The 22,861-nt window shown below is 26.9% G+C and carries 27 protein-coding genes; 24 read left to right on the forward strand and 3 right to left on the reverse strand.

Translation table 11 applies throughout. The annotated features are described in order from the left end of the window. Window positions 1-66 precede the first annotated feature (66 nt). From KGF36_RS07820 to KGF36_RS07840, 5 genes are all read left to right on the forward strand, one after another. Window positions 67-711: a TetR/AcrR family transcriptional regulator gene (locus KGF36_RS07820; RefSeq protein ID WP_227828024.1), complete on the forward strand. Its 645-nt coding sequence runs from the start codon at window positions 67-69 to the stop codon at window positions 709-711. 174 nt (window positions 712-885) lie between these two features. Then, window positions 886-1,557 (forward strand): response regulator transcription factor, encoded by a 672-nt coding sequence (locus tag KGF36_RS07825; protein ID WP_227828025.1) that lies wholly within the window; start codon window positions 886-888, stop codon window positions 1,555-1,557. Window position 1,558: 1 nt separating this feature from the next. Then, complete coding sequence (locus KGF36_RS07830) at window positions 1,559-2,467, forward strand: sensor histidine kinase (protein ID WP_227828026.1); 909 nt, start codon at window positions 1,559-1,561, stop codon at window positions 2,465-2,467. A gap of 83 nt (window positions 2,468-2,550) precedes the next feature. Further along, window positions 2,551-3,237, forward strand: coding sequence for an ABC transporter ATP-binding protein (locus tag KGF36_RS07835; RefSeq protein ID WP_227828027.1), 687 nt, complete (start codon window positions 2,551-2,553; stop codon window positions 3,235-3,237). Further along, entirely contained in the window at window positions 3,234-5,789 is a 2,556-nt protein-coding gene (locus KGF36_RS07840) for an FtsX-like permease family protein (RefSeq protein ID WP_227828028.1), read from the forward strand. Before KGF36_RS07835 ends, KGF36_RS07840 begins: the two co-directional genes overlap by 4 nt. A 139-nt stretch (window positions 5,790-5,928) precedes the next feature. Here KGF36_RS07840 and KGF36_RS07845 read toward each other — a convergent pair whose 3' ends face one another. Next, window positions 5,929-7,128 (reverse strand): coenzyme F420-0:L-glutamate ligase, encoded by a 1,200-nt coding sequence (locus tag KGF36_RS07845; protein WP_227828029.1) that lies wholly within the window; start codon window positions 7,126-7,128, stop codon window positions 5,929-5,931. A 118-nt stretch (window positions 7,129-7,246) separates the two neighbouring features. Here KGF36_RS07845 and KGF36_RS07850 point away from each other — a divergent pair, with 118 nt between their 5' ends. Together KGF36_RS07850 and KGF36_RS07855 are read left to right on the forward strand one after the other, a co-directional pair. Further along, complete coding sequence (locus KGF36_RS07850; protein WP_227828030.1) at window positions 7,247-8,134, forward strand: LysR family transcriptional regulator; 888 nt, start codon at window positions 7,247-7,249, stop codon at window positions 8,132-8,134. Window positions 8,135-8,394: 260 nt separating this feature from the next. Beyond that, complete coding sequence (locus KGF36_RS07855; protein WP_227828031.1) at window positions 8,395-8,949, forward strand: GNAT family N-acetyltransferase; 555 nt, start codon at window positions 8,395-8,397, stop codon at window positions 8,947-8,949. 168 nt (window positions 8,950-9,117) lie between these two features. On the opposite strand, the gene KGF36_RS07860 is transcribed toward KGF36_RS07855, so the two are convergent. After that, window positions 9,118-9,978 (reverse strand): YitT family protein, encoded by an 861-nt coding sequence (locus KGF36_RS07860; protein ID WP_227828032.1) that lies wholly within the window; start codon window positions 9,976-9,978, stop codon window positions 9,118-9,120. 497 nt (window positions 9,979-10,475) lie between these two features. Here KGF36_RS07860 and KGF36_RS20395 point away from each other — a divergent pair, with 497 nt between their 5' ends. From KGF36_RS20395 to KGF36_RS07890, 10 genes are all read left to right on the forward strand, one after another. Further along, window positions 10,476-10,829 (forward strand): hypothetical protein, encoded by a 354-nt coding sequence (locus KGF36_RS20395; RefSeq protein WP_413840359.1) that lies wholly within the window; start codon window positions 10,476-10,478, stop codon window positions 10,827-10,829. 45 nt (window positions 10,830-10,874) lie between these two features. Continuing rightward, the gene (locus tag KGF36_RS20400) at window positions 10,875-11,282 is read left to right on the forward strand and encodes a sensor histidine kinase (protein ID WP_413840357.1); all 408 of its coding nucleotides are present in this window, start codon (window positions 10,875-10,877) and stop codon (window positions 11,280-11,282) included. A 195-nt stretch (window positions 11,283-11,477) separates the two neighbouring features. Continuing rightward, window positions 11,478-11,882 carry a hypothetical protein gene (locus tag KGF36_RS20405; protein ID WP_413894747.1) on the forward strand — a complete coding sequence of 135 codons (405 nt, stop codon included), beginning with the start codon at window positions 11,478-11,480 and terminating at the stop codon, window positions 11,880-11,882. Beyond that, entirely contained in the window at window positions 11,879-12,496 is a 618-nt protein-coding gene (locus KGF36_RS20410) for an ABC transporter permease (protein ID WP_413926881.1), read from the forward strand. The genes KGF36_RS20405 and KGF36_RS20410 overlap by 4 nt, the downstream gene beginning before the upstream one ends. Window positions 12,497-12,510: 14 nt before the next feature. Beyond that, complete coding sequence (locus KGF36_RS20415) at window positions 12,511-13,404, forward strand: ABC transporter permease (protein ID WP_413926882.1); 894 nt, start codon at window positions 12,511-12,513, stop codon at window positions 13,402-13,404. A gap of 7 nt (window positions 13,405-13,411) precedes the next feature. Continuing rightward, window positions 13,412-13,738 (forward strand): FtsX-like permease family protein, encoded by a 327-nt coding sequence (locus KGF36_RS20420; RefSeq protein WP_413840351.1) that lies wholly within the window; start codon window positions 13,412-13,414, stop codon window positions 13,736-13,738. A gap of 26 nt (window positions 13,739-13,764) precedes the next feature. Next, entirely contained in the window at window positions 13,765-14,451 is a 687-nt protein-coding gene (locus KGF36_RS07875) for an ABC transporter ATP-binding protein (RefSeq protein ID WP_227828033.1), read from the forward strand. A gap of 350 nt (window positions 14,452-14,801) precedes the next feature. Continuing rightward, on the forward strand, window positions 14,802-15,122 hold the full coding sequence (locus KGF36_RS07880; RefSeq protein WP_227435162.1) for a Fe-S cluster assembly protein HesB: 321 nt from the start codon (window positions 14,802-14,804) through the stop codon (window positions 15,120-15,122). 139 nt (window positions 15,123-15,261) lie between these two features. Then, window positions 15,262-15,906 (forward strand): tRNA (guanosine(46)-N7)-methyltransferase TrmB, encoded by a 645-nt coding sequence (gene trmB / locus KGF36_RS07885; protein ID WP_227828034.1) that lies wholly within the window; start codon window positions 15,262-15,264, stop codon window positions 15,904-15,906. A gap of 148 nt (window positions 15,907-16,054) precedes the next feature. Further along, complete coding sequence (locus KGF36_RS07890; protein WP_227828035.1) at window positions 16,055-16,786, forward strand: hypothetical protein; 732 nt, start codon at window positions 16,055-16,057, stop codon at window positions 16,784-16,786. A 146-nt stretch (window positions 16,787-16,932) separates the two neighbouring features. Here KGF36_RS07890 and KGF36_RS07895 read toward each other — a convergent pair whose 3' ends face one another. Next, a complete protein-coding gene (locus KGF36_RS07895) occupies window positions 16,933-17,211 on the reverse strand; it encodes a hypothetical protein (RefSeq protein ID WP_227828036.1) in 279 nt (92 codons plus the stop codon). 270 nt (window positions 17,212-17,481) lie between these two features. Between KGF36_RS07895 and KGF36_RS07900 the strand changes: the two genes are divergently transcribed. The 7 genes from KGF36_RS07900 (at window position 17,482) to KGF36_RS07930 (ending at window position 22,834) form a co-directional block, all read left to right on the forward strand. Further along, a complete protein-coding gene (locus KGF36_RS07900) occupies window positions 17,482-17,928 on the forward strand; it encodes a hypothetical protein (protein ID WP_227828037.1) in 447 nt (148 codons plus the stop codon). Between the two features lie 268 nt (window positions 17,929-18,196). After that, a complete protein-coding gene (accB, locus tag KGF36_RS07905; protein ID WP_227828038.1) occupies window positions 18,197-18,649 on the forward strand; it encodes an acetyl-CoA carboxylase biotin carboxyl carrier protein in 453 nt (150 codons plus the stop codon). 15 nt (window positions 18,650-18,664) lie between these two features. Beyond that, a complete protein-coding gene (gene accC, locus KGF36_RS07910; protein ID WP_227828039.1) occupies window positions 18,665-20,026 on the forward strand; it encodes an acetyl-CoA carboxylase biotin carboxylase subunit in 1,362 nt (453 codons plus the stop codon). A gap of 14 nt (window positions 20,027-20,040) precedes the next feature. After that, window positions 20,041-20,895, forward strand: coding sequence for an acetyl-CoA carboxylase, carboxyltransferase subunit beta (gene accD / locus KGF36_RS07915; protein ID WP_227828040.1), 855 nt, complete (start codon window positions 20,041-20,043; stop codon window positions 20,893-20,895). 20 nt (window positions 20,896-20,915) lie between these two features. Beyond that, the gene (locus tag KGF36_RS07920; RefSeq protein WP_227828041.1) at window positions 20,916-21,860 is read left to right on the forward strand and encodes an acetyl-CoA carboxylase carboxyltransferase subunit alpha; all 945 of its coding nucleotides are present in this window, start codon (window positions 20,916-20,918) and stop codon (window positions 21,858-21,860) included. Between the two features lie 188 nt (window positions 21,861-22,048). Continuing rightward, on the forward strand, window positions 22,049-22,309 hold the full coding sequence (locus KGF36_RS07925) for a stage V sporulation protein S (protein ID WP_003424039.1): 261 nt from the start codon (window positions 22,049-22,051) through the stop codon (window positions 22,307-22,309). Between the two features lie 153 nt (window positions 22,310-22,462). Beyond that, a complete protein-coding gene (locus KGF36_RS07930; RefSeq protein ID WP_227828042.1) occupies window positions 22,463-22,834 on the forward strand; it encodes an ACT domain-containing protein in 372 nt (123 codons plus the stop codon). The last annotated feature ends 27 nt before the right edge of the window (window positions 22,835-22,861 follow it).

Here is a 22,861-nt window from a genome sequence, read left to right on the forward strand (position 1 = left end):
AAAAATCTTATTATAATAAATATACTAAGAATTAATACAAATTGATAAAGAAAGAAGTGAATTTATATGTCAAGAAATAAGCATTCTGATAAGATAAGAAGTCAGATATTAGAAGTTGCATGGCAAATATTTGAAGAAAGTGACTATGATGATGTAACCATGCAACAAGTCGTAGATACTCTTGATATATCTAAAGAATCTGTATACTATCATTTTAAAGATAAAGAAGTCCTGTTCGAAGAGATTATATCAAATATTTTAAAAGTAGAGATAGAAAATTTAAAGTTAATATTACATAATTCTGACTTTACGATTAGAGAAAAAATATCTGCGTTTATCTTATGTATATCTAGCTCAGAAATAAGAAAGAAATTGATTGATTATATGTGCTCTCAAAAAAAACCTACCTTCTTTATAAAGAGTATACGAGCATCTACGCTTGAAATGACTCCTTTATTATCTTGCTTAATAAAACAAGGTATTGAAGAAGGCGTTTTTAAAACTGATTATCCAGATGAAATGTCTGAAGTATTTATAATATTAATAAATATTTGGTTAGACCCAGTATTATTTAGTGAAAGTACAGAAAAACATTTCAAACGTATTGAATGTCTAGCTAATTTATTAAGTGCAAGTGGTGTACCTATTATAGCTGATAACGACTTAAAATTAATTAAAGCATTTTATAGAGAATGTTCTAAAGAAAAATAACCTATAAATAAGAAAAATAATCTATAAATAAAAAACTGTAATTAAATTTGAGAAAAAATAAATTTAATTACAGTTTTTTTAGTAAAATAAGTGTATCTATATATTTTTTAATAAGATAGAGCAAGAAAATACTATTTTACAAGTTTAAAAATAAAAATATAAGGAGGAGAAAATTTGAATTTATTAATTATTGAAGATGATACAAATTTAAATGAGGGTCTTTTTTATGCTTTTGAAAGTGAAGGATTTAATGTTTTAAAAGCTTATACAAAACAAGAAGGCTTACATGTATTTAATAATAAAAATATAGATTTTATAATTTTAGATTGTAACTTGCCAGATGGAAATGGATTTGATGTATGTAAGCAAATACGTGAAAAATCAGACATTCCAATTATAATGCTTACTGCAAGAGATTCAGAAATCGATGAGGTAACAGGATTAGAGATAGGGCTAGATGATTATATCACAAAACCATTTTCTCTATCTGTATTAAAAGCGAGAGTTAAAGTAGCAATAAGAAAAAAATCAAATAATAAAGTGATATATTCTAATGGAATAAAACTAGACCAAAATTCACTAAAAGTATATAAAAATGAAGTGGATTTGGAGCTTAGTGCTGTAGAATATAAGCTTATTAATTATTTAATTGAGAATAAAGGTCAAATATTATTAAAAGAACAAATTTTAAATCATATATGGGATAGTGAAGAAAATTATGTTGATGAGAATATTGTATCTGTAAATATAAGAAGACTTAGAATGAAGGTAGAAGATAATCCATCTAATCCAAAGTATATAAAAACAGCTTATGGAATGGGATATCTATGGAATGAGGTAGAATAATATGTTGGTTCTATTTTTTGCGATATGTATGATAATTATATCTATAATAACTATTAAAAAAAGTCAAAATACATGTGATGAATTGAGTCTAATGTTAAATCAATTATTGGAAGGTAAAGAAGTTTCTTATCCAGATACAAAAGATACAAGAGTATCAAAAATTTCTTATCAAGTAAAAAAAGTTAAAGATATGATAGAAATAGAAGTAGAGCAGTCAAAATCAGAAAAAGAAGCAATTAAAAGTTTAATTTCAAATATGTCACATCAATTAAAAACACCACTTTCAAATATTACCATTTACTGTGAACTTTTAGAAAATATGAATCTTCCTACATCAAAAAAAGTGGAGTTCTTACAAAAAATGAAAAATCAAACTTTTAAAATTGACTGGTTGTTAGAATCTCTATTTAAGATGACCAAATTAGAAGATGGAGTTATTAGATTTGAAACAGAAGAATTGATGATTAAAGATACTATTGTTCAAAGTATCAGTACTGTTTTTAATAAAGCAGAATCTAAAAACATAAAAATAAATTTAGAAACATTTTCAGATATAAAGTTATTTCATAATAAGAAATGGACTATAGAGGCAATTGTAAATGTCTTAGAAAATGCAATAAAATATTCACCATCAGATAGTATAATTACTATTTCTGTAGAAAAAATGGAACTATATACTAAAATTATAATCAAAGATGAAGGAATAGGTATTGATAGTAAAGAATTGAACAATATTTTTAAACGATTTTATAGAAGTAAAAATGTTGAAAATCAAAATGGTACAGGAATTGGTCTATATCTTACAAGATTAATTTTAGAAAAGGAAAATGGAAATATTATAGTAGAATCTAAATTAGGAAGAGGAAGTTGTTTTAGTATCTTCTTACAAAATTGTAAGAGTTTAAATTAACTTTGTAGGATGGGTGTAATTATCGTCACTTACAATATCTTATAAGAACTTATACTTTAAGTTATGTTGAAAGGAGAAATAAAATTAGTATATTAGTGATGAATCATTTAGTAAAACATTATGGAGAAGATGAAAACAAGGTCAATGCTCTAAATGGAGTAAGCATAGAAATTGAACAGGCTACATTTACTGCTATAGTTGGAACTTCTGGGTCTGGTAAAAGTACATTATTAAACATTATAGGTGGGTTGGATAACCCTTCATCAGGAGATGTAATAATTAAAGGGAAAAACATATCTAAACTAAGAAAAAAGGATTTGACTGTATTTAGAAGAAGGAATATAGGTTTTATATTTCAAAATTACAGTTTAATACCAGTATTAAATGTCTATGATAATATTGCTCTTCCTGTTACATTAGATAAAGGAAGTTATGTGGACCATGATTATATTGAAATGTTAATGAATACATTAGGAATTTGGGATAAGCGTCTAAAATTTCCAAGTGAACTTTCTGGTGGACAACAACAGAGAGTAGCAATTGCTAGAGCCTTATCAAATAAACCTGCACTTATACTAGCTGATGAACCAACAGGAAACCTTGATAGTAAGACCACAATGGAAGTAGTATGTTTATTAAAAGAAAGTAGTGCAAAATTTCACCAAACAATACTTATGGTAACACATAATGAAAATATAGCACAAATATGCGATTCTATTATACATATTGAAGATGGAATTGTAGTAAATAATGGCGGTGAAATACTATGATATCTTTAATGAAGTTTGCAATTCAATATATTAAACATTATAAAAAACAATCTATATCTATAATTTTAAGTATCGTACTATCAGTAGCCTTATTAACAGGAATTGGTTCTCTAGTATATAGTGCAAATAAAAGTAGAATTGAGAAAATAAGAGAAGATAATGGAGATTATCATTTTTATTTTAAGGTAGATAATAAACAACTACAAAAAATTAAGAAAAACAAAAAATCAAATGAATACACTGTAAACAGACTTGGTATAACAAATACTAAAGGTTCTATAGATGAACCTTTCATTATGAAGTTTTTAAATGTGGATTCATCTTATTTAGATATGACAGGTAGAAAATTATTAAAAGGAAAGCTTCCTAGCAAAGAAGGAGAAATAGCGCTTGATACCTATTCATTAAATAATTTAAATCTAAAAGAGAAAATTGGAACGGAGATAAAATTAGACGGAAAAACTTATAAGTTATGTGGGATTTTATCTAATCTTTTAAATCCAGAAACTACTTTGGAGGGCTTTGTAGATAGTTCTACATTTTCTGAAGAAAATGGTAATTATATGGTTTATGTAAAATTTGATGAAAATAAAAATATAAAAAAACAAAGTTCTAGATTTATGAGAGAATTTAATATATCGAAAAAAAGTTCCCATGTAAACTGGAATTTATCAAGTGAATTTGGTGTAAAACCTCCAATAACTTTTGAAAGATATAGTATATTTCAATTCTTAAATTCTTTAAAGTTAAATACAAATGCAATTATTTTAATTATTGGAATATTTAGTGCAGCAGCAGTATATAGTATTTTCCATGTTTCTATACTTCAAAGAGTATCACAATATGGCGTTTTAGAAGTGTTAGGTGCTAATAATAACCAACTTTTACTACTATTGTTTTTAGAATTATTTTTACTTTTCATAGTAGGTTTTCCTATAGGGTGTATTTTAGGAATAGGAGTAGCTTCAACAATACATCAACAATTTCCTCATATATTCTTAGGTAGCGATATTATTTCAGGGTCATTTTTTATAAGTGATAAATCTATTTACTTAGGATTTTTATTCTTAGCATTATTGTTAATTTTAATCACTATACAAGTTGTATATAAACTAAACAAATATTCTAGTATTGAGTCAATGAAAAATTTTGAAGTTACTAATAAACAAAATAGAGATATAAAAAGCATAAAGTTTTCTAACATGACAGCAGTATTATCTCATAAATATATGACTCAAAAAAAAGGAATGTTTATAGGAATTTTGTGTTCATTAGCTCTTGGGGGAATTATTTTTCTATGTTCTAGCTATTCTATACAACTTACCAGAAATAATAATGAACTTACAATGAAAGCCGATGATGGTTTAAATTCTGACTATCAAATAGCTATGCAAACAACTGATTTTGATGTAGGAATACCAAAAGATAAAATTTCAAAACTAAACGAAGTAGAAGGAGTATCAAGTATTTACCCAGTAAGGTATTTTTTGGGAGGTATACACATTAGAGATGAGCAATTACTTTGGAAAAATTTCTTTAAACCTCTTGAAAAAGATTACAGAATAAAGAATTTTTTCAATGGAATTTGCACTAAACAAAGTGATGGGGGACATCTCTTAAAGACAAATATCTATGGATATAATGCTGATATGTTAAAAGGATTAAATCCTTATATTATTGATGGAAAAATTGATAATTCTGACATGGTTAAAAACAACAAAGTGATTGTTAGACTTCCTATGGATGGTACTGGTATATATGGTGCAGTTGACGTAAAGCCAGGAGATACTATCAAAGTTAAAGTACCAAAAACAATGAAACCTACAGATGAGATTATTAAGTTTAAAGAAGAAGATAAAAATAATTATACAGTAAAAGAATTTGTAGTTGCTGCTACTATAAAACGTGTAATGGCAAATAATATATACTTTATTGGCGATTATGGTATGGATATAGTTATGACAAATAAACAAATGGAAAGTAATTTTAATATCATAAATTACAATATGGCCAGTATAAAAAAGATGAAAGAAAGCAATAGCATGGAAGTAGCTAAAGAAATAAAAAATGTTATACATAATATAAAACGATGTATTGTGACAGATTATACCATTGCTATTGAAAAAAATAATATTTATTTAAACCAGAAATTATTGTTTATATATGGGATTGTATTTGTACTTCTAAGCATAAGTTTGTTTCATATTATCAATACAGTGAGTTATTTAGTTTTTTCAAGAAGACATGAATTTGGAATTTTAAGAGCTATGGGAATCACAGATAATAAGTTCTTGATTATGATGATGAGGGAAGGTTTTTTATATGGATTATATGCAAGTATTATAATGGTAATTGGAAGTATTATTGGGCAATCCATGATTTATTTTATAGTAAAACGCGTATATTTATATATAAATCCAGTCTTTAATATAAGTATGTCTCTATACATGGGTATGATTATTTTAAATATTACTATTAGCATTATTGCAGTTATCATTCCAGTAAAACAAATATTAAAGAGTGATATTATTTCAGAAATAAATAGAGATTAAAATTTTTAATAACGATTAATAAATTAAACTATGTAAATATTAAATAACCTCTTAATTGATATACAGTAAAGTTATATCAGTTAAGAGGTTTATATTAGTTTTTAATCTAAATAAATTATATAAAATGCCTTAAAATATATTATTTTGTATAGTTATCAAAATAACCTTGTATGTAAATAATAGGAGTACCTTTATCTCCACTTCCAGAAGTTAAATCTGCTAAAGAACCTATAAGGTCTGTAAGTCTTCTTGGAGTAGTACCTTGAGAAACCATATTTCCTGTTAAATCATCAGATTTATTATCTTTTTCAACTATGTATTTTGAAATTGCTTCTTTTAACTCATCTCCAGATAAGTCAGCAAAGTCATTATCAGCTAAATATTTTAATTTTACCTCATTTGGAGTACCTTCTAAGCCTTTTGTATAAGCAGGAGAAACTACTGGGTCAGCTAGCTCCCATATTTTTCCTACAGGGTCTTTGAAAGCTCCATCTCCATAAACCATTACTTCTACATTTTTACCTGTAATTTCTTTTATACTGCTTTGAATTTTATTTACGACTTCATCACAATTTATAGGGAATAATTTTACAGTTTCTTCTGTAGCTTTGTTTGAACCTAAAAGTCCATATTGGTCATTATATCCACTGCCATCTACACTTGATGTCATTATATCATCAAGAGAATATACTTTTTTAGCACCATTTTGATTTAAAATTCTCTTTGTTCTCTGTCTTGTATGTATATCACAAGTTAAAACACTTGTTGTGTAATTAAGTATAGTTTTTGGGTTATTAGCAAAAATTATTTCTACTTCTGCTCCACACTCTTTAATTAAATTTTTATAATAATCAACATAATCAACACCAGTAAATGTATGTTTATTATATCCAAATAGCTCTCTATATTTTTCTTCTGTTAACACATCTGACCAAGGGTTTATTCCTTTGTCATCAAGTTCATCAAGACTTATTAAGTGATTTCCAACCTCATCAGAAGGGTAGCTTAACATTAATACAACTTTTCTACATCCTTTTGCAATACCCTTTAGACATATTGCAAAACGATTTCTACTTAAAATTGGGAATATAACACCAACAGTATCATCCCTAAATTTATCTTTTACATCTTTTGCTATATTGTCAACATGAGCATAGTTTCCTTGTGCTCTAGCAACAACAGCTTCTGTAACAGCAATTACATCTTTGTCTCTAACTTCAAAGTTTTCATTCTTTGATGCATTTAAAACAGAATCAACAACTATTTTAACTAAGTCATCTCCTTGTCTTATAATAGGTGCTCTAACACCTCTTGAAACAGTTCCAACTAATCTATCCATTATTTAAAATCCTCCTAAAGAATTAATATTGTCATATTAGTACCATGTATATTATAATTCAAATATAATCATAAGTAAAATAAATAATACTAATATTTGATATAAGGAGTAGTTATGTATGAACGTAAAACTTGAATTATATAAAGTTTTCAATGCAGTTGTAAGTCATAAAAGCTTTTCTCTTGCTGCCAAAGAATTATTTATGTCACAGCCAGCTGTAAGCCAGTCAATTAAACAATTAGAAGAACAATTAGATACAATATTATTTTATAGAAATAATAAAGGTGTAAAGTTAACTCCAGAAGGGAAAATTTTAAGCGAACATGTTGCTACTGCATTAAACTTAATTGCATCAGGAGAAGATAGAATAAATAAATTTAAAAAATTGGAATATGGTTCATTAAAAATTGGAGTAGGAGATACAGCAGCACGTTTTTTTCTATTAAAGTATTTGGAAATTTTTCATAAGAAATACCCACATATCCATGTATCTACAATAAATAGAACTAGTAGAGAACTTATATCATTACTTAAAGATGGTAATATTGATATAGCAATCATAAATATGCCAATAGAAGATGAGACATTAAATATCGTCGAATGTATTGAGATACATGACATATTTGTATGTGCAAATGATTACATAGAATACAAAGGAAAACAAATATCTTTAGAAGAATTAAATTTGTTTCCTTTGATAATGTTAGAAAATAAAGCAAATTCAAGACTTTATGTAAATGAATATTTTTTATCAAAAGGTATAAAACTAAATCCAGATATAGAATTAGGTTCTCATGAATTACTTTTAGAATTTGCATATATAAATCTTGGAGTATCTTGTGTTATAGAAGAATTTAGCATAGATTACTTAAATAGTGGAAAATTATTTAAATTAGACATAAAAGAACCAATACCTAAGAGAAATATAGGTTATTGCCATTTAAAAAATATATCTCTATCACTAGCAACGAAAGAGTTTCTAAGTATGATATCTAATAATATGTAAATTTGTGTTTAGCAATTCTAAAATAAGTTTAATAAAAATAAATTAAAATGAGAAACACCTACATATACATGTATCTTACAATAAATAGAACTACTATAGAGCTTCTATTATTACTAACAATGTTTTAGATTTGAAAGATTTATAATAAGCTAATTATTATTAAAATTAGAAATAAGGTTAATTTGAGCACATTTATATAATTAATATCGTATTTTAAATATGAACAGTATATTAGATTAATGTATAAAGGAGGATTAGAAATGTCTGATTCTGAATATCCTCAAATGAAAACCTTAGAAACTAGAAGCTGTATACTAAGACCTGCATCATTAAATGATACTGAAGATTTTTTTGATTGTTATAAAAATAAAGTAGTAGTAAAACATTTACCATTTAGTGAGCATAAGTCTTTAGAAGATACAAGAAAATTTATAAAATCATTTTTTTTAAATCCATATAAAAAAGGAAAAATAGGTCACTTTGCAATAGTATACAAAAGAGATAATAAAGTTATTGGGAATATGGGATTTAATAATATAAATCCAAAAGCATTGGAAGCAGAAATAGGCATATGTATTAATCCAAATTATTGGGGGCATGATTTTGCTACTGAAATAACTAAAAGAGTAATACAATATGGATTTAGGGAGCTAAATCTAAATAAAATCATTGCGATAACCTATGAAGAAAATACAAATTCTACAAAATCATTAGATTTATTGGGCTTTAAATGTGTAGGAAAATATATCAAAAAAATTCATACTGGAAGCACAATAAAAAATGTCCCTTGTTATCAGTATGAATTAAAAAAATAATGAGTATTTAGTGTTCTAATAAGAGTTAGATAAAAACAATGCCAAAATCATATTATATCCACTAAAAAGGTTTAGTATATTAATATACTCACACTTTAATATAATATGATTTTGGCGTCTATAAGTTATTAAAAAATATATAAACAAAGTTATAAAATAACTTATTAATTAATTTTCTAAGTTTTTAAATCCTTCTCCAAGAACCTCATGTACATCCGTAACAATAACAAATGCAGTAGGGTCAGTCTTTTTAACTAATCTCTTAAGATAAAGTTCTTGTTTTTTAGAAACTACAACAAGTAGTACTTCTTTATTTTCTCTAGTATAACCACCTTTACCATCAAGAATAGTAAGACCTCTATCAAGTTCTTTTGTTATAGCTTGTCTTAAACTTTCAGGTTCTTCAGAAATAATAAAAAATGCTTTTGAATGATCAAATCCTTCCATTATCATGTCTGCTATTTTTATTAAGACACAAAGTGCTATCCCAGAGTAAAGGCCCGTTTCTATACTACGATTTACTATACCAGAAGATATAACGACCATTCCATCTAAACAAGACATAAATTTTGTAGCTTTTATCCCTGGAAACTTTTTACTAAGTATAAGTGCAATTAAATCTGTTCCTCCAGTAGAAGCATCTGATTTAAACATTATTCCTAAACCTATTCCAACCAAAATTCCTCCTGCAATAGCAGATAGTAGTAAGTCATCAGTTAATCTCAATTTTGACAGTGGGTCTGTCAATTGGACTATAGCAGAGAATACGACTGTCCCAAATAACGTTTTTAATGAATTTTTTGTACCCATAATTCTAAAGGCAAGTATTACTAATGGGACACCTATGATTAACATGATAGCTGATACTGGAAGTCCTGTAACTTTATTTAATACTAAAGATAGACCACTAAGCCCTCCAGGAGCAATTGTATGTGGTTTTAAAAACATATTTATACCAATACTCATTGATATACAACCAAAAAATAACCCAAGCATTTCAAGTAAAATTGGCGACTTTTGTTTTTTCATATAAACACCTCCATGAACTTGTCACAATTTAATATTATAACATATTTGACCAGTTTATATTATATAAAATTTCTTGACATAAGCAATTTCAAGTGTTTTATTATTCTTAATATTTGTAAAATATTTCTAAAATACATGATTTTCTGTCATTCTTCTAACACAATTATTTTTTAGTGGAAATTTTTTATATGTTATAATTTTTAATTCTTTTATTAAAGTATCCCCTATAAAAGTGGTTCTATGATATGCTTTTCTATTTTCATTAATATACACATATTATTTTGTATTCAGATTTAGATAGTTTGATAAGTAATTTTAAACTGTTTTATATATCGTCACTGTTTTGTATATTGTCATAGTGCTTTATTAAATAAAACAGATAACTTGATAATATGAAACTATACACATATAATTTAAGAAGTATCATATTTAAGAATATTTGCATTAAAAATAGTTAAAAAACACAAATATATAAGTTTAAGAAAAGAGTTGATTAAATGCGTAAGTCTGGATATAAGACAATATTTTACTCGTACATTATTTTTTTCTTAGTGCTTTTCTGTCTGGCTTTAACTGCAATAGGAATTTTATTATCACTTATTAATGTCCAACATCCAAATGGAAAAAGTATACGTAGTGACTGGCCTCAAAACTTTATGGAAAGTTTTACTGAGCAAATTATATTTATAAATAATAAACCACAAATAAAACAATCTGATATTCTTTCATATGAACAAGTACAGAAATATGCTTCTATCATGCTTAAGAATATAGAATATACAAATACACTTATTAACGATTTAAAGTTAACGTATCAATTAGAAAATGGTATGATTCCGTTGAATAAGTAAAATAGCAACTTGATAAGGTTTTTGAAAGAGTTAGCCATTGATATTTTGAATTATCCAGAATATGGAACTAATATAATTGAATTTGACAGTAACATTGACAATATTAAATTTACTTTTGATTCTACACTGCTAAAGCGTGCATTTAGTAATTTGATTATTAATGCTTTTGTGCATGGAAGTCAAGGTACCAAAGTTTCTTTGAATGTAATGGTAGATGATAAAATTAATATAACTGTTTTAGATAATGGAAATGGAAAAGGAATGACAGAGGAAGAAGTATCAAATTTATTTAATCGTTATTATCGTGGCACTAATACAGAACAAAAAATAGAAGGAACTGGTTTGGGGCTGGCAATAACAAAGCAAATTATTGAACTTCATGGAGGAACTATATCAGTTGAAAGTATTTTATCTTTAGGAACTACATTTCATATTTCCTTTCCTATCAATTAAGGTTAAGTAAAAGATATATTAAGGTTGATAAATTATCATATTTATATGGTAGTTATCAACCTTTTCTTATTTAGGAGGAGATTTAATGATTATCATTACATAAGTAAAAACTCTTTCAGCTGATTTTATTTATGGAATATTAATTAGCATTAATGAACTTTAGAGTTATATTAAATCAAGAAAGTAGGTGTAAATTTGAAAATTATATTAAAGTATATCTTAACAAATATTAAAGAAGGAAAAATAAGAACAGCAGTTATGTTGCTATCCATAATTTTATCAACAGTTTTACTTTTCGTTTCCTTTTCAATTGGATTGTCTTATGAAAGTGCACAGCGAAAAATGGCAAGAGGTATGGCTGGGACTGCAACAATAGCTGTTCAAAGTACAGATTCAAATAAATTAACTAGTTTAGAAGATATACCAGATTTAAGTTCCATAAAATCAAAAGTTGGAATATTAGAAAGCTCTGCTGTTTATCATGAAGATGGATATTATGAATCATTCAATATTATAGCAGCAAACTTACCACAACTAAACAAAATTAATAAGCCACTATTGGTAAATGGAAATAATATGGCGGATATACAAAAATTTTGATAGAGCCAAAAGACGATATAACAACAGAAAATTTGGTAAATAAATTATCAGAAGAAATTTCAACTGAAGAATATAAAGTATCAAATACTGTAAATGAAGCTAAGATAATTGCAGATGCTAGACAGAAAACAATGCCATTTTTTCTAATAAGTTTTTTTGCATTAACTATGAGTATTTTTATTATATATAGTAGTTACAAGGTAATTATATTAGAACGTCTTCCAATCATTGGAACATTTCGAAGTATTGGTGCTAATAAAAAAACAGTAACTAATATTTTACTGTTTGAAAGTATATTGTATGGAAGTGTTGGAGGATTACTTGGGATTCCTATTGGTATAGTTGTTTTAAATTTTATGCTTCATGGTCTTGGTAATTCTCTTGAACAAGGTATATCAATTCCAACAGTAATATCTCCCATAGTAATTATTTCTTCTTTTGCAGTAGCGATAATTGTTTCTCTACTTAGTTCATATGTACCTATAAAAAAGACTAGCCAGTTGCCAATAAAAGATGTTGTTTTGGGAACAGTGGAAGAAAAGAATATTTCAAATCGTACTATATTTTGTATAGGTATCATAGTACTTTTTTATCTATTCTACTTCCAAGAATAACAACTGAAAATACTTTGTATTTGGCTGGAGGATTTTCGTTATTAGGGTTGATTCTATCTACTATTATTCTAATTCCTATTTTTACTGATACTATGTCTGTAGCCTTTGAATTTATTTATGAAAAGATTTTGGGAAATGAAGGTAAATTAGCTGCCAGAAATATGAAAAATAATAAAAATGTCACACAAAATATTACATTATTATTTATAAGTATTTCTGCTGTAATTGCAATAAGTGTTGTAGGAAGTTTTGTCAAGACATATATAGGCGATGTATTTCATGATGCCAAATTACAGGGGTTCGCAGATGGAAAGATGAATCAAGAATTTATTGAAGATGTTAAACATATGGATGGAATTAAAAAAGTTTTACCTATCTATGTTATGAACAATGAAATAGCTTGTGACAGTATAAAATTTTCAAGAGTAGAAGCAACCGATAATATAAAATCGTATAGTTCTATGTTTGCAATAAATTATACTAATTCTTATATGGAGGAAGTAACAATTAAATCCTTTGAAAAAGAACGCTCTATTATTTTGAATGAAGATACACTTAAAAAAACAAGTTTCTCTGTAGGGGATAAAATAAATATATCTAATGGTGGTAAAGAGTTTTTTTACACAATAGTTGGAAGTTTTAAATCTCGTGCAAATGATGTAGAAGCTGTTATACCATCTAGTTATGCGGTTAGTGATTTCGATAAAACTACATATGGATTTTTAGCTTATACAGCAGTTAATCCAGATGCTATTATGATTCAGATAAGAGATTTGTTTGGAGATACATCTAATTGGAGTCGTACTGTTGAGGAATTCAACAATGACTCTTTAAATACTATAAATAGCTTTTTATCTCCTATGAATAATATGACCTATTTTATTACTTGCTACAGTAGGTATAGTTAATAATCTATTGATAAACTATATTCAAAAGCGACGAACTATAGCTATGTATAAATCTGTAGGACAAAGTGATAAACAGAATATTAAAATGACTTTAATTGAAGGATTTACATCAGGTTTATTTGGTGCTGTTATAGGAGTATTAATATCTATATTAGAAATTAATACTATTTTCATAGTTGCAGGTTCAAAGATTTCAATGACACCAGATTTAGATTTTAAAATATTCATTTTTACTGGAATGTTAGGTATTACAGTAACATTGATAGGTTCAGTAGTACCAATTATAAAAGGAAAGAAAATGAAATTAGTAGAAGAAATTAGTAGAAGAAATTAAATTTGAATAAAAATGGAGGCTAACACATGAAAACAAGCTATAAGAGTATAGCCATAGAAGCAAAAAACATTATTAAAGAATTTAAAGTTGGTAATATAACTACTAAAGTTTTAAAAGATATATCTTTACAGGTAATGAAAGGCGAATTCGTTTCTATTATGGGACAGTCTGGTTCTGGGAAGAGTACACTTTTATATATTTTAGGTGGGCTAGATACTCCAACAAGCGGAAATGTATATATGAATGGAACAGATATATCACATTTTAATGATGATAAAATGAGTATAATACGTCGTAGAAATATAGGGTTTGTATTTCAATTCTATAATTTAATACCTAATTTAAATGTTGAAGAAAATATTATGCGACCTCTATTACTAGATGGGAAAAAAATGAATGATTATAAAAATCAATTAAACGAAATTTTGGAAATTGTTGGATTATCAGATAGACGTAAACATATTCCACGTGAGTTGTCAGGTGGTCAACAACAACGTGTTGCAATAGCACGTGCATTAATAGGAAGACCAGAGATTTTATTTGCTGATGAACCTACTGGAAACTTAGATAGTAAGACAGGAGCAGAAATAATTCAATTACTCAGTAAAATAAATCAAGAAAGTGGTCAGACAATAATTATGGTAACTCATTCATCTAAAGCAGCTGAAAGTAGTAATCGTATTATTACAGTTCTAGATGGTGTAATAGCATAATAATTGGTAGATGCATTATGCTAATTTTTACATAATAAATTTAAAGATTTTCTTAAACATTTTCCATACTTTTCAGATTGTATAAATTTTGTATATATGAATTAGACTATGTTAAATGTGTTATAATATTAAGGCAATGAATAAAAGATTATAGTATATATGAATTATTTTATTTGCTGTTTACTAAACATATTATCAGGGTATTTATTTAAGACAGTGAAATATTTAAAAGGTTTAAGTAATAATTGATAGAAGTTTTGGCAAAATATACAAAAACTAATTGATTATATACGTTATATGGGTATATAATAGATATTGTTTTAATAAAATACTTGAAAGGGAATGATTTGATGAAAATTACTTTACCAGAAACAGCTATTGATACTTTAAAAAGTATCCTAAAAGACAATCAAGATAAACCTAACAATGTAAGAGTATACTTTGCAGGTGTTGGTTGTGGAGGTCCTTCTTTTGGATTAGCTTTAGATGAGAAAAAAGAAGATGACTTAACTTATGAAGTTGGAGAATTACAATTTGTAATGAGCTCTGATGAATACAGTCAATATGGAGATATAATTATAGAAGATACAGGGTTTGGATTTAGAGTAATTCCTGAAAACATGAAAGATCAAGGTGGAGGAGGATGCTCTGGTTGTTCAGGGTGCCACTAGAATTGATTTTTTAGTATATTGAGAACTCTCTTTGATAGAAATACTTTTCTATTTTAAGAGAGTTCTTTTTATTTTTAAGTAAGATAATGTATAATAAAAAATGTATTTTACTAATTTTTATATGTAAGGAGAATTTATTGTGAGAAGAAGACGAAAAAAAGGTGCAGATGAAAAACTTTTAAGTTATACAGAATATGTCTTAAGGGAAGATATAGACAAATTAAAGGGAAAATGGAATATAAAGTTTGGAAATGATAATCCAATACATGTGGAATTTGGAACTGGAAAAGGTCAATTTATTACAACCTTGGCCAAACAAAATCCTGATATAAACTATATTGCTATGGAATTAAAGGAAGAAGTACTCTTAAAGGCTGTTGAAAAAGCTGATGATTCTAATTTAGATAATATATTATTTTTATGGGCGGATGTAAGCGATATTCTAAATTATTTTGAATCTAAAGAACTATCTAGGATTTATATAAATTTCTGTGACCCATGGCCAAAAAATAGATGGAGTAAAAGAAGACTTACTCATTCTGGATTTTTAGAAATGTATAATAATATTTTAGAAGATAATGGAGAAATTCATTTCAAAACAGATAATGAAAAATTATTCGAGTTTAGTTTAAATGAAATTGCTGCAAATAATTGGCTCTTAAAGAATATTTCTCTTGATTTAAGCAGTAGTGAGTATAAAAATAATGTTACAACAGAGTATGAGGATAAATTTATGTCACAAGGAATGCGAATATTTAGATGTGAAGCTAAAAAACGTAACTAGTAATATGTTTATAAGTTTAATAGTAGAAATTTATGCTAATTTATATTAATAAAGTGTACGAAAGTAGGCATATATAACAAGGAAACAGAGCCCTCTCATAGAAATTAATTTACTATGTAAAAAATTTTGTTTTATGTGGGAGGGTGCTATGAATTTAGCTAATTTAATACCATTTCTTATTTCTGCGACGGCTTTAAATCCAATAAATTCAAACGATAAGATTTTAAGTGAAAACCAACTTAAAGATATTTTTCCTGATGCTAACCTGAGAGCAGTTGTAAAACGATATGTAAATCCAGATGAAATGACTATAAGTAATATAAAGGCTTTGGATGGAGAATTTTATGCAACAGGGGAAAATATTTCAAATTTAAAAGGTATATCATATCTTGAAAACATAGACAATTTTATTTTTTGGAACAATAACATAAAGGAACTTCCTAGAGAAATACTAGGTTTAAAAGATATGGACTCAATTAATCTTGCAAATAATTATTTAATTAATGATAATACAGTCAATTCTCTTTCTAATAATGGTGTAGATGTAAATTGCGACTTGAATTTTATTGATACAAAAGACAATCAATATAAATTGGATTCTAAATACCATAATGTTGACATAGCAAAAGGTGAGAGTATTGATTTGAGAAAAATAGTTACAAAGAAAATTGATAGTTATTACAAATATTGGGAAGTAACTAATAGCCTTCCAAAAGATTTAAACTTTGTGGTATCTGTAAGTGATAAGAGTATACTTTCATGTAAAGATATGATTATTAAGGGTAATAATAAAGGGCAAGCAGTTGTGAAAGTTATACTAAATGACAAAGATGATTTAAATATATCGCAAGAAGTTTTAATCACTGTAAATGTAAAATAACATAAAATAAAGTGTATATTCATATAACTTATTTAATTATTATATTTTTAATTTCAATATTAAATCAAAGCAAAGGTTGCTAGTAACAAAGCACTAATATTAATGTTTTGTTACTAGCAACCTTTAGATATCTATAAATAGATTATCTAAAAAATCCCATTTCTTTTGTTAGTAGCCCATATCCCTATTAAAATTATCAATGAATATACTATATACAAAAATATTCTTATATACTGAACATCTAGTCCAAAAAACTCAATATTACTTTGTGAGGTATGCAACATCACAAGTACTGCAGATATACCAATAAGCAAAGGATTAATTACTATTTGCTTATCAGTTCTTAAAATCATTATTTTCCCCATCCAAATTATCGATAATATAAAAAATAAAATTTTAAGACCAAACTCTAATGTATCTACCAAAGCGAAAACATCCCTTCATTTATAATAAATTTTTCAGCTTAATCAAATATAAAACCCTAATATAACTTTTTAAACTTGTACTAAATCCATATAAGATAATTTAATTAAGTTCTATAAAACTTTATCTACATTAATATATACTACACTATACTTTGCATTTCTTAAATATAAATTAATAAATTTAATAAAATTTTGTTCATGAGCATATAAAGATATATTTCATTATTTAAATGCATATCATTATATATACAGTTTTAGGAGGCGAGGTATATGGATTCTAAATTTTTTAATTGGTACACTCAATCCTTAGGAGGAACTTTTGGTATTATATCATGTATATGTGCTTATTTAAATGGATATATGTTTGTTTATACAAATAGTGCTAGCAGTTACTTTGAAAGTATAGGATTTTTAGGAATAATTTCAAGCTATGTATTACTTCCACTTTGTATGATAACTTTGGTTTTTGGAATTATACGTTCTTATACTCCAGATACATCCGATAAAAGTATTTTTGATATACCCTTTTTTACTTTAAATAAAAGATTAATACTTGTTACAGTAGTTTTTGGATTTATTGGTGCTAGATTTTATTTTATAATTCCTGCAATTTTAATGACTTTTAACTTATATAGTAGTATTTTAATCACTAAATTAAAAGATATACTATATAAGAACAAAGAAAATGATACTAATATGAAAGAAAGTGAAGTCTAAATTGCATAATTTTGGTATTTGTCTTAAAAATCCCCGAGGTATTAATTTGTATTTTATTATATTTTGCAAAATATATTGAATTTTATTCATTTTATACTTATAATTTATATTAATAATGGAAAATTAAAACAAAAGAATTTACTGGTTGTTAATTTAAAATTAAAATATATCTGAATGTGTTGATTCTATAGTCAGCACTTTTTCTTTTATAAATTTGCTTTTTGTGATATAATATTAGCACCAGGTAATAATACAAGGGGGTAACAACATGAACATCAATGAAATTAAGGAATTATTAAAGGTCATAGACTCAACTAACTTAGAATATGTAAAGCTTGAAAGTAGCGATTTTAAATTAGAAGCATCTAAAAAAACTGAAGTTACAAGCTCACCTGTTTTAAGTGTACAACAAGAATCGGTAGTAGATCTTTCTTTAGAAAAGCCATTTGTAAACGAGGCACCTGTAGTATCTAATGAGAATTTATCAATAGTAGTAGCTCCTTTGATGGGAACATTCTATGATTCTCCAAGTCCAGATGCAGAAAGCTTTGTCAAGGTTGGCGATGTAGTTGAAGAAGGTGACACTTTATGTATATTAGAAGCAATGAAACTTATGAATGAAATAACAAGTGAAATTAAAGGTGAAATAATTGAAGTATTAGTTGATAATGAAGAACTAGTAGAATATAATCAACCTTTATTTAAGATAAAACCATTGTAGTAGGAGGTATTTAAGTTGATAAAAAAAATACTAGTTGCAAATAGAGGCGATATAGCAGTTAGAATCATCAGAACGTGTAAAGAACTAGGCATAAAAACTGTTGCTATCTATTCTGAAATAGATAAAGATTGTTTTCATAGATATATAGCTGATGAATCTATTTGCATAGGGCCAAATAATATAAGCAAGAGTTATAATAACATAGAAAATATTATATACCTTGCTCTTAAATTAAAATGTGATGCTATTCATCCAGGTTTTGGCTTTTTATCAGAAAACCCTGAATTTGCAAAACAATGTGAAGAGAATAATATTATTTTTATAGGTCCAACAAGAGAACAAATGATTTTGATGGGAGATAAATCTAGAGCAAGAGAAACTATGATGGAATTAAATATCCCTGTTGTTCCTGGTTCAGAATCTGTTTTAAAAACTAAGGAAGAAGCTTTAGAAGTTGCAAGAGAAATTGGCTATCCTGTTATTATAAAAGCCTCAAGTGGAGGCGGTGGGAAAGGTATGAGAATCGTTAGAAAGGAAGAAGAGCTTTTTTCAAATTTTGATATGGCAAGTTCAGAAGCTCTAGCAGCATTTTCTAATAGCGATTTATATATGGAAAAATTTATAGAAAATCCTAGACATATAGAAGTACAAGTATTTGGTGATAAACATTCAAATGCAATACATTTAGGTGATAGAGATTGTTCTATGCAAAGAAGAAATCAAAAAGTAATAGAAGAGTCTTTAAGCCCATACCTTTCAGATGAAGAAAGAATAAATCTTCATAAAATTGCAGTGGATATAGTAAAAGGTGTAGGTTATATCGGTGCTGGTACTATTGAATTTATAGTTGATAAAGATAAAAACTTTTATTTTATAGAGATGAATACAAGAATACAAGTTGAACATCCAGTCACAGAGATGGTAACAAATCTTGACCTTATAAAACTTCAAATATCTATAGCTAATGGAGAAGAAATACCTTTTAAACAAGAAGATGTTATTTTTAGAGGCCATGCTATTGAGTGTAGAATAAATGCTGAAGATTCATCAAATAATTTTGCTCCATCACCAGGTAAGATAGAGTCATTAAATTTACCTGGAGGTTTTGGTGTTAGATTTGATACTTTTGTATATACAGGATATACTATACCACCTTTATATGATTCTATGATAGGTAAATTAATATGTTGGGCTGAGACTAGAGAAGAATGTATAAATAGAATTTATAGAGCTCTAGATGAAATTATTGTAGAAGGTATTAATACAAATGTAGAATTCCAAAAGGCACTTGTAACAAGTGAAGAGTTTAGAAAAGATACTCATCATACCAAATTTATAGAAGATGTCTTTATGAAGAAGGAATTTGCTACATTATAAGGAGTAAATAGATTATGATAAAAAAATTTTTATCATCAAAAGAATCTAAGTATGTTACGATTTCTTTAGATGACAACTTTAAAAAGAATAGTGTAGATGATAAATTTTGGACTTATTGCAAAGGATGCGATAGTCATGTATTTAGAAAAGACATAGAAGAAAATTCATTTGTATGTCCAAAATGTTCAAGACATTATGGTTTAAGAGTACGAAATAGAATAAATTTATTGATTGATAAAGGAACTTTTATGGAATTTAATTCTGATATAGAATTTCAAAATCCATTAAACTTTCCTAAATATAAAGAAAAAGTAGACTCTTATAAGGAAAAAACGAATGAGTCAGAAGCTGTTGTCACAGGTTATGGAAGATTAAATGGAATTAAAACAGTTATTTGTGTAATGAATCCTGATTTTATGATGGGAAGCATGGGTTCTATTGTTGGGGAAAAAATAACTTACTCAATAGAATATGCTGCCAAAAACAATTTACCTATAATTATTTGTTCTGCTTCAGGAGGAGCTAGAATGCAAGAAGGTATGGTATCTCTTATGCAAATGGCAAAGACTTCTCAGGCACTTGCTAAGCTTGAAGAAAAGTCATTACCATATATATCAGTTTTAACTGACCCTACCACTGGAGGAGTAACTGCTAGTTTTGCTATGCTCGGAGATATTATAATTTCTGAACCAAATACATTAATTGGTTTTGCAGGTCCAAGAGTGATAGAACAAACAATAAATCAAAAACTTCCTGAAGGATTTCAAACTTCTGAGTTTTTACTTGAAAAAGGTTTTATTGACATGATAGTAGATAGAAGAAAAATGAAGGAAGTATTGTATCAAATTCTTGCTATGCACAAGAAATAGGGCATAAAGGAGGAACTGTTTTGATTGAAAATAATAATGATAAAATAAAAGTCTTAGAAAATGATATTAAACAATTAGTAGCTATTTCTGAGGCAAATAATATAGATTTAAGTGATAAAATAAACTCTCTTAATGAAAAATTAGCAAAGCTTAAAGAAGATGCCTTTTCACATCTATCACCATATGAAAAGGTAGTGTTAAGTAGAGATATAAAAAGACCTACAACTTTGGAATACATAGAACATATTTGTTCTAATTTTTTAGAGCTTCATGGAGATAGGCTTTATAAAGATGACCCTTCTATAGTTGGAGGAATAGGGCAAATAGGAAAATTTAATGTTACTATAGTTGGTCACCAAAAGGGAAGAGATACTAAAGAAAACATAAAAAGAAACTTTGGTATGCCTCATCCAGAAGGATATAGAAAAGCGTTAAGACTTATGAAACAAGCTGAAAAATTTGACAGACCGATAGTGACATTTATTGATACATCAGGAGCTTTTTGTGGCTTAGAGGCAGAAGAAAGAGGACAAGGAGAAGCTATTGCAAGAAACTTACTTGAAATGAGTAAACTTTCTGTTCCAGTAATCACCTTTGTAATTGGTGAAGGTGGTAGTGGAGGAGCTTTAGGAATCGGAGTAGGTAATGATGTGTGTATGTTAGAACACTCAGTTTATTCTGTAATTTCACCTGAAGGTCTTTCTAGTATCTTATTTAAAGATTCATCTAAAGCAAAAGAAGCTTGTGATGTTATGAAACTTACAAGTAATGATTTATATGATTTAAAAATAATAGATAAGATTATAAAAGAACCTCTTGGTGGTGCACAAAAAGATATAGAAGCTGTTTCAAAGGAAATGAAGTCTTACATTTTAGAAAGATTAAATCATTATAAAGATATGCCTAAAGAAGAAATAATGTCTCAAAGGTATAATAAATTTAGAAATATTGGAAAATGCTTATAGAATATAAAGAAATTTGTAGATTTTTCATTATAAAATGGTTTTAAAAAATAAAGGTTTTCTTAAATCTATTATAGAAGTATATTTTTATAAAAGTATACTTTAAATGATGATTGTAATTAGTAAATGGCAATTGTGATTTAGTACTTTAGGTAATGGATACTTTAACAAATTAACAAGGAGATGTTGAAATGGAAGTACTAAAAGTTTCATCAAAATCTAATCCTAATTCTGTAGCTGGAGCTTTGGCTGGAGTACTGAGAGAACGAGGTATTGCAGAAATACAAGCTATAGGAGCTGGAGCTCTAAATCAAGCAATAAAATCAATTGCAATAGCAAGAGGCTTTGTTGCACCTAGTGGAATGGACTTAGTGTGTATTCCCGCATTTACTGATATAGAAATCGAAGGTGATAAGAAAACTGCAATCAAACTTATAATTGAACCTAGATAATATATCTTTTTGTTAGAATTTAATTAAGTTTTAAAGGTTGACTATGGAAATGATGTCCTGTAGTGAACCTTTTTTACTTTAATATATTTTATTTTATATAATTTTTAATGTATAATCTTAATTAAACAAATAAGTTTGAAGGAGATGTAGATTATGAAATTAAAACTATTTTTAGAAGAGTATGCAGTATGTAGATTAAATAATAACAGTGAAATACCAACATGGATAGATACAGAAAATTTTTACTCTATAACTAAAACTGATGATGAATTGAGCATTGTATGTTCAAACAACAATATCCCTTCTGATATTAAATCAGAAAAAGAATGGAGAATACTTAAAATCTTAGGCCCTTTAGATTTTTCACTTATAGGAATTTTATCTAAGATAAGTGGGTTATTAGCTGATAATAAAATAAGTATATTTGCAATTTCTACATATGATACAGATTATATTTTAATAAAAGAAAAAGATATAAAAAATGCTTGTAAAATTTTAAACTGTAATGGATATGAGATAGAGTAGTTGAAGACTTAAATGCGAGGTTCTAGT

The organism is Clostridioides sp. ZZV14-6009 (assembly GCF_020658095.1).
GTDB lineage: Bacteria > Bacillota > Clostridia > Peptostreptococcales > Peptostreptococcaceae > Clostridioides.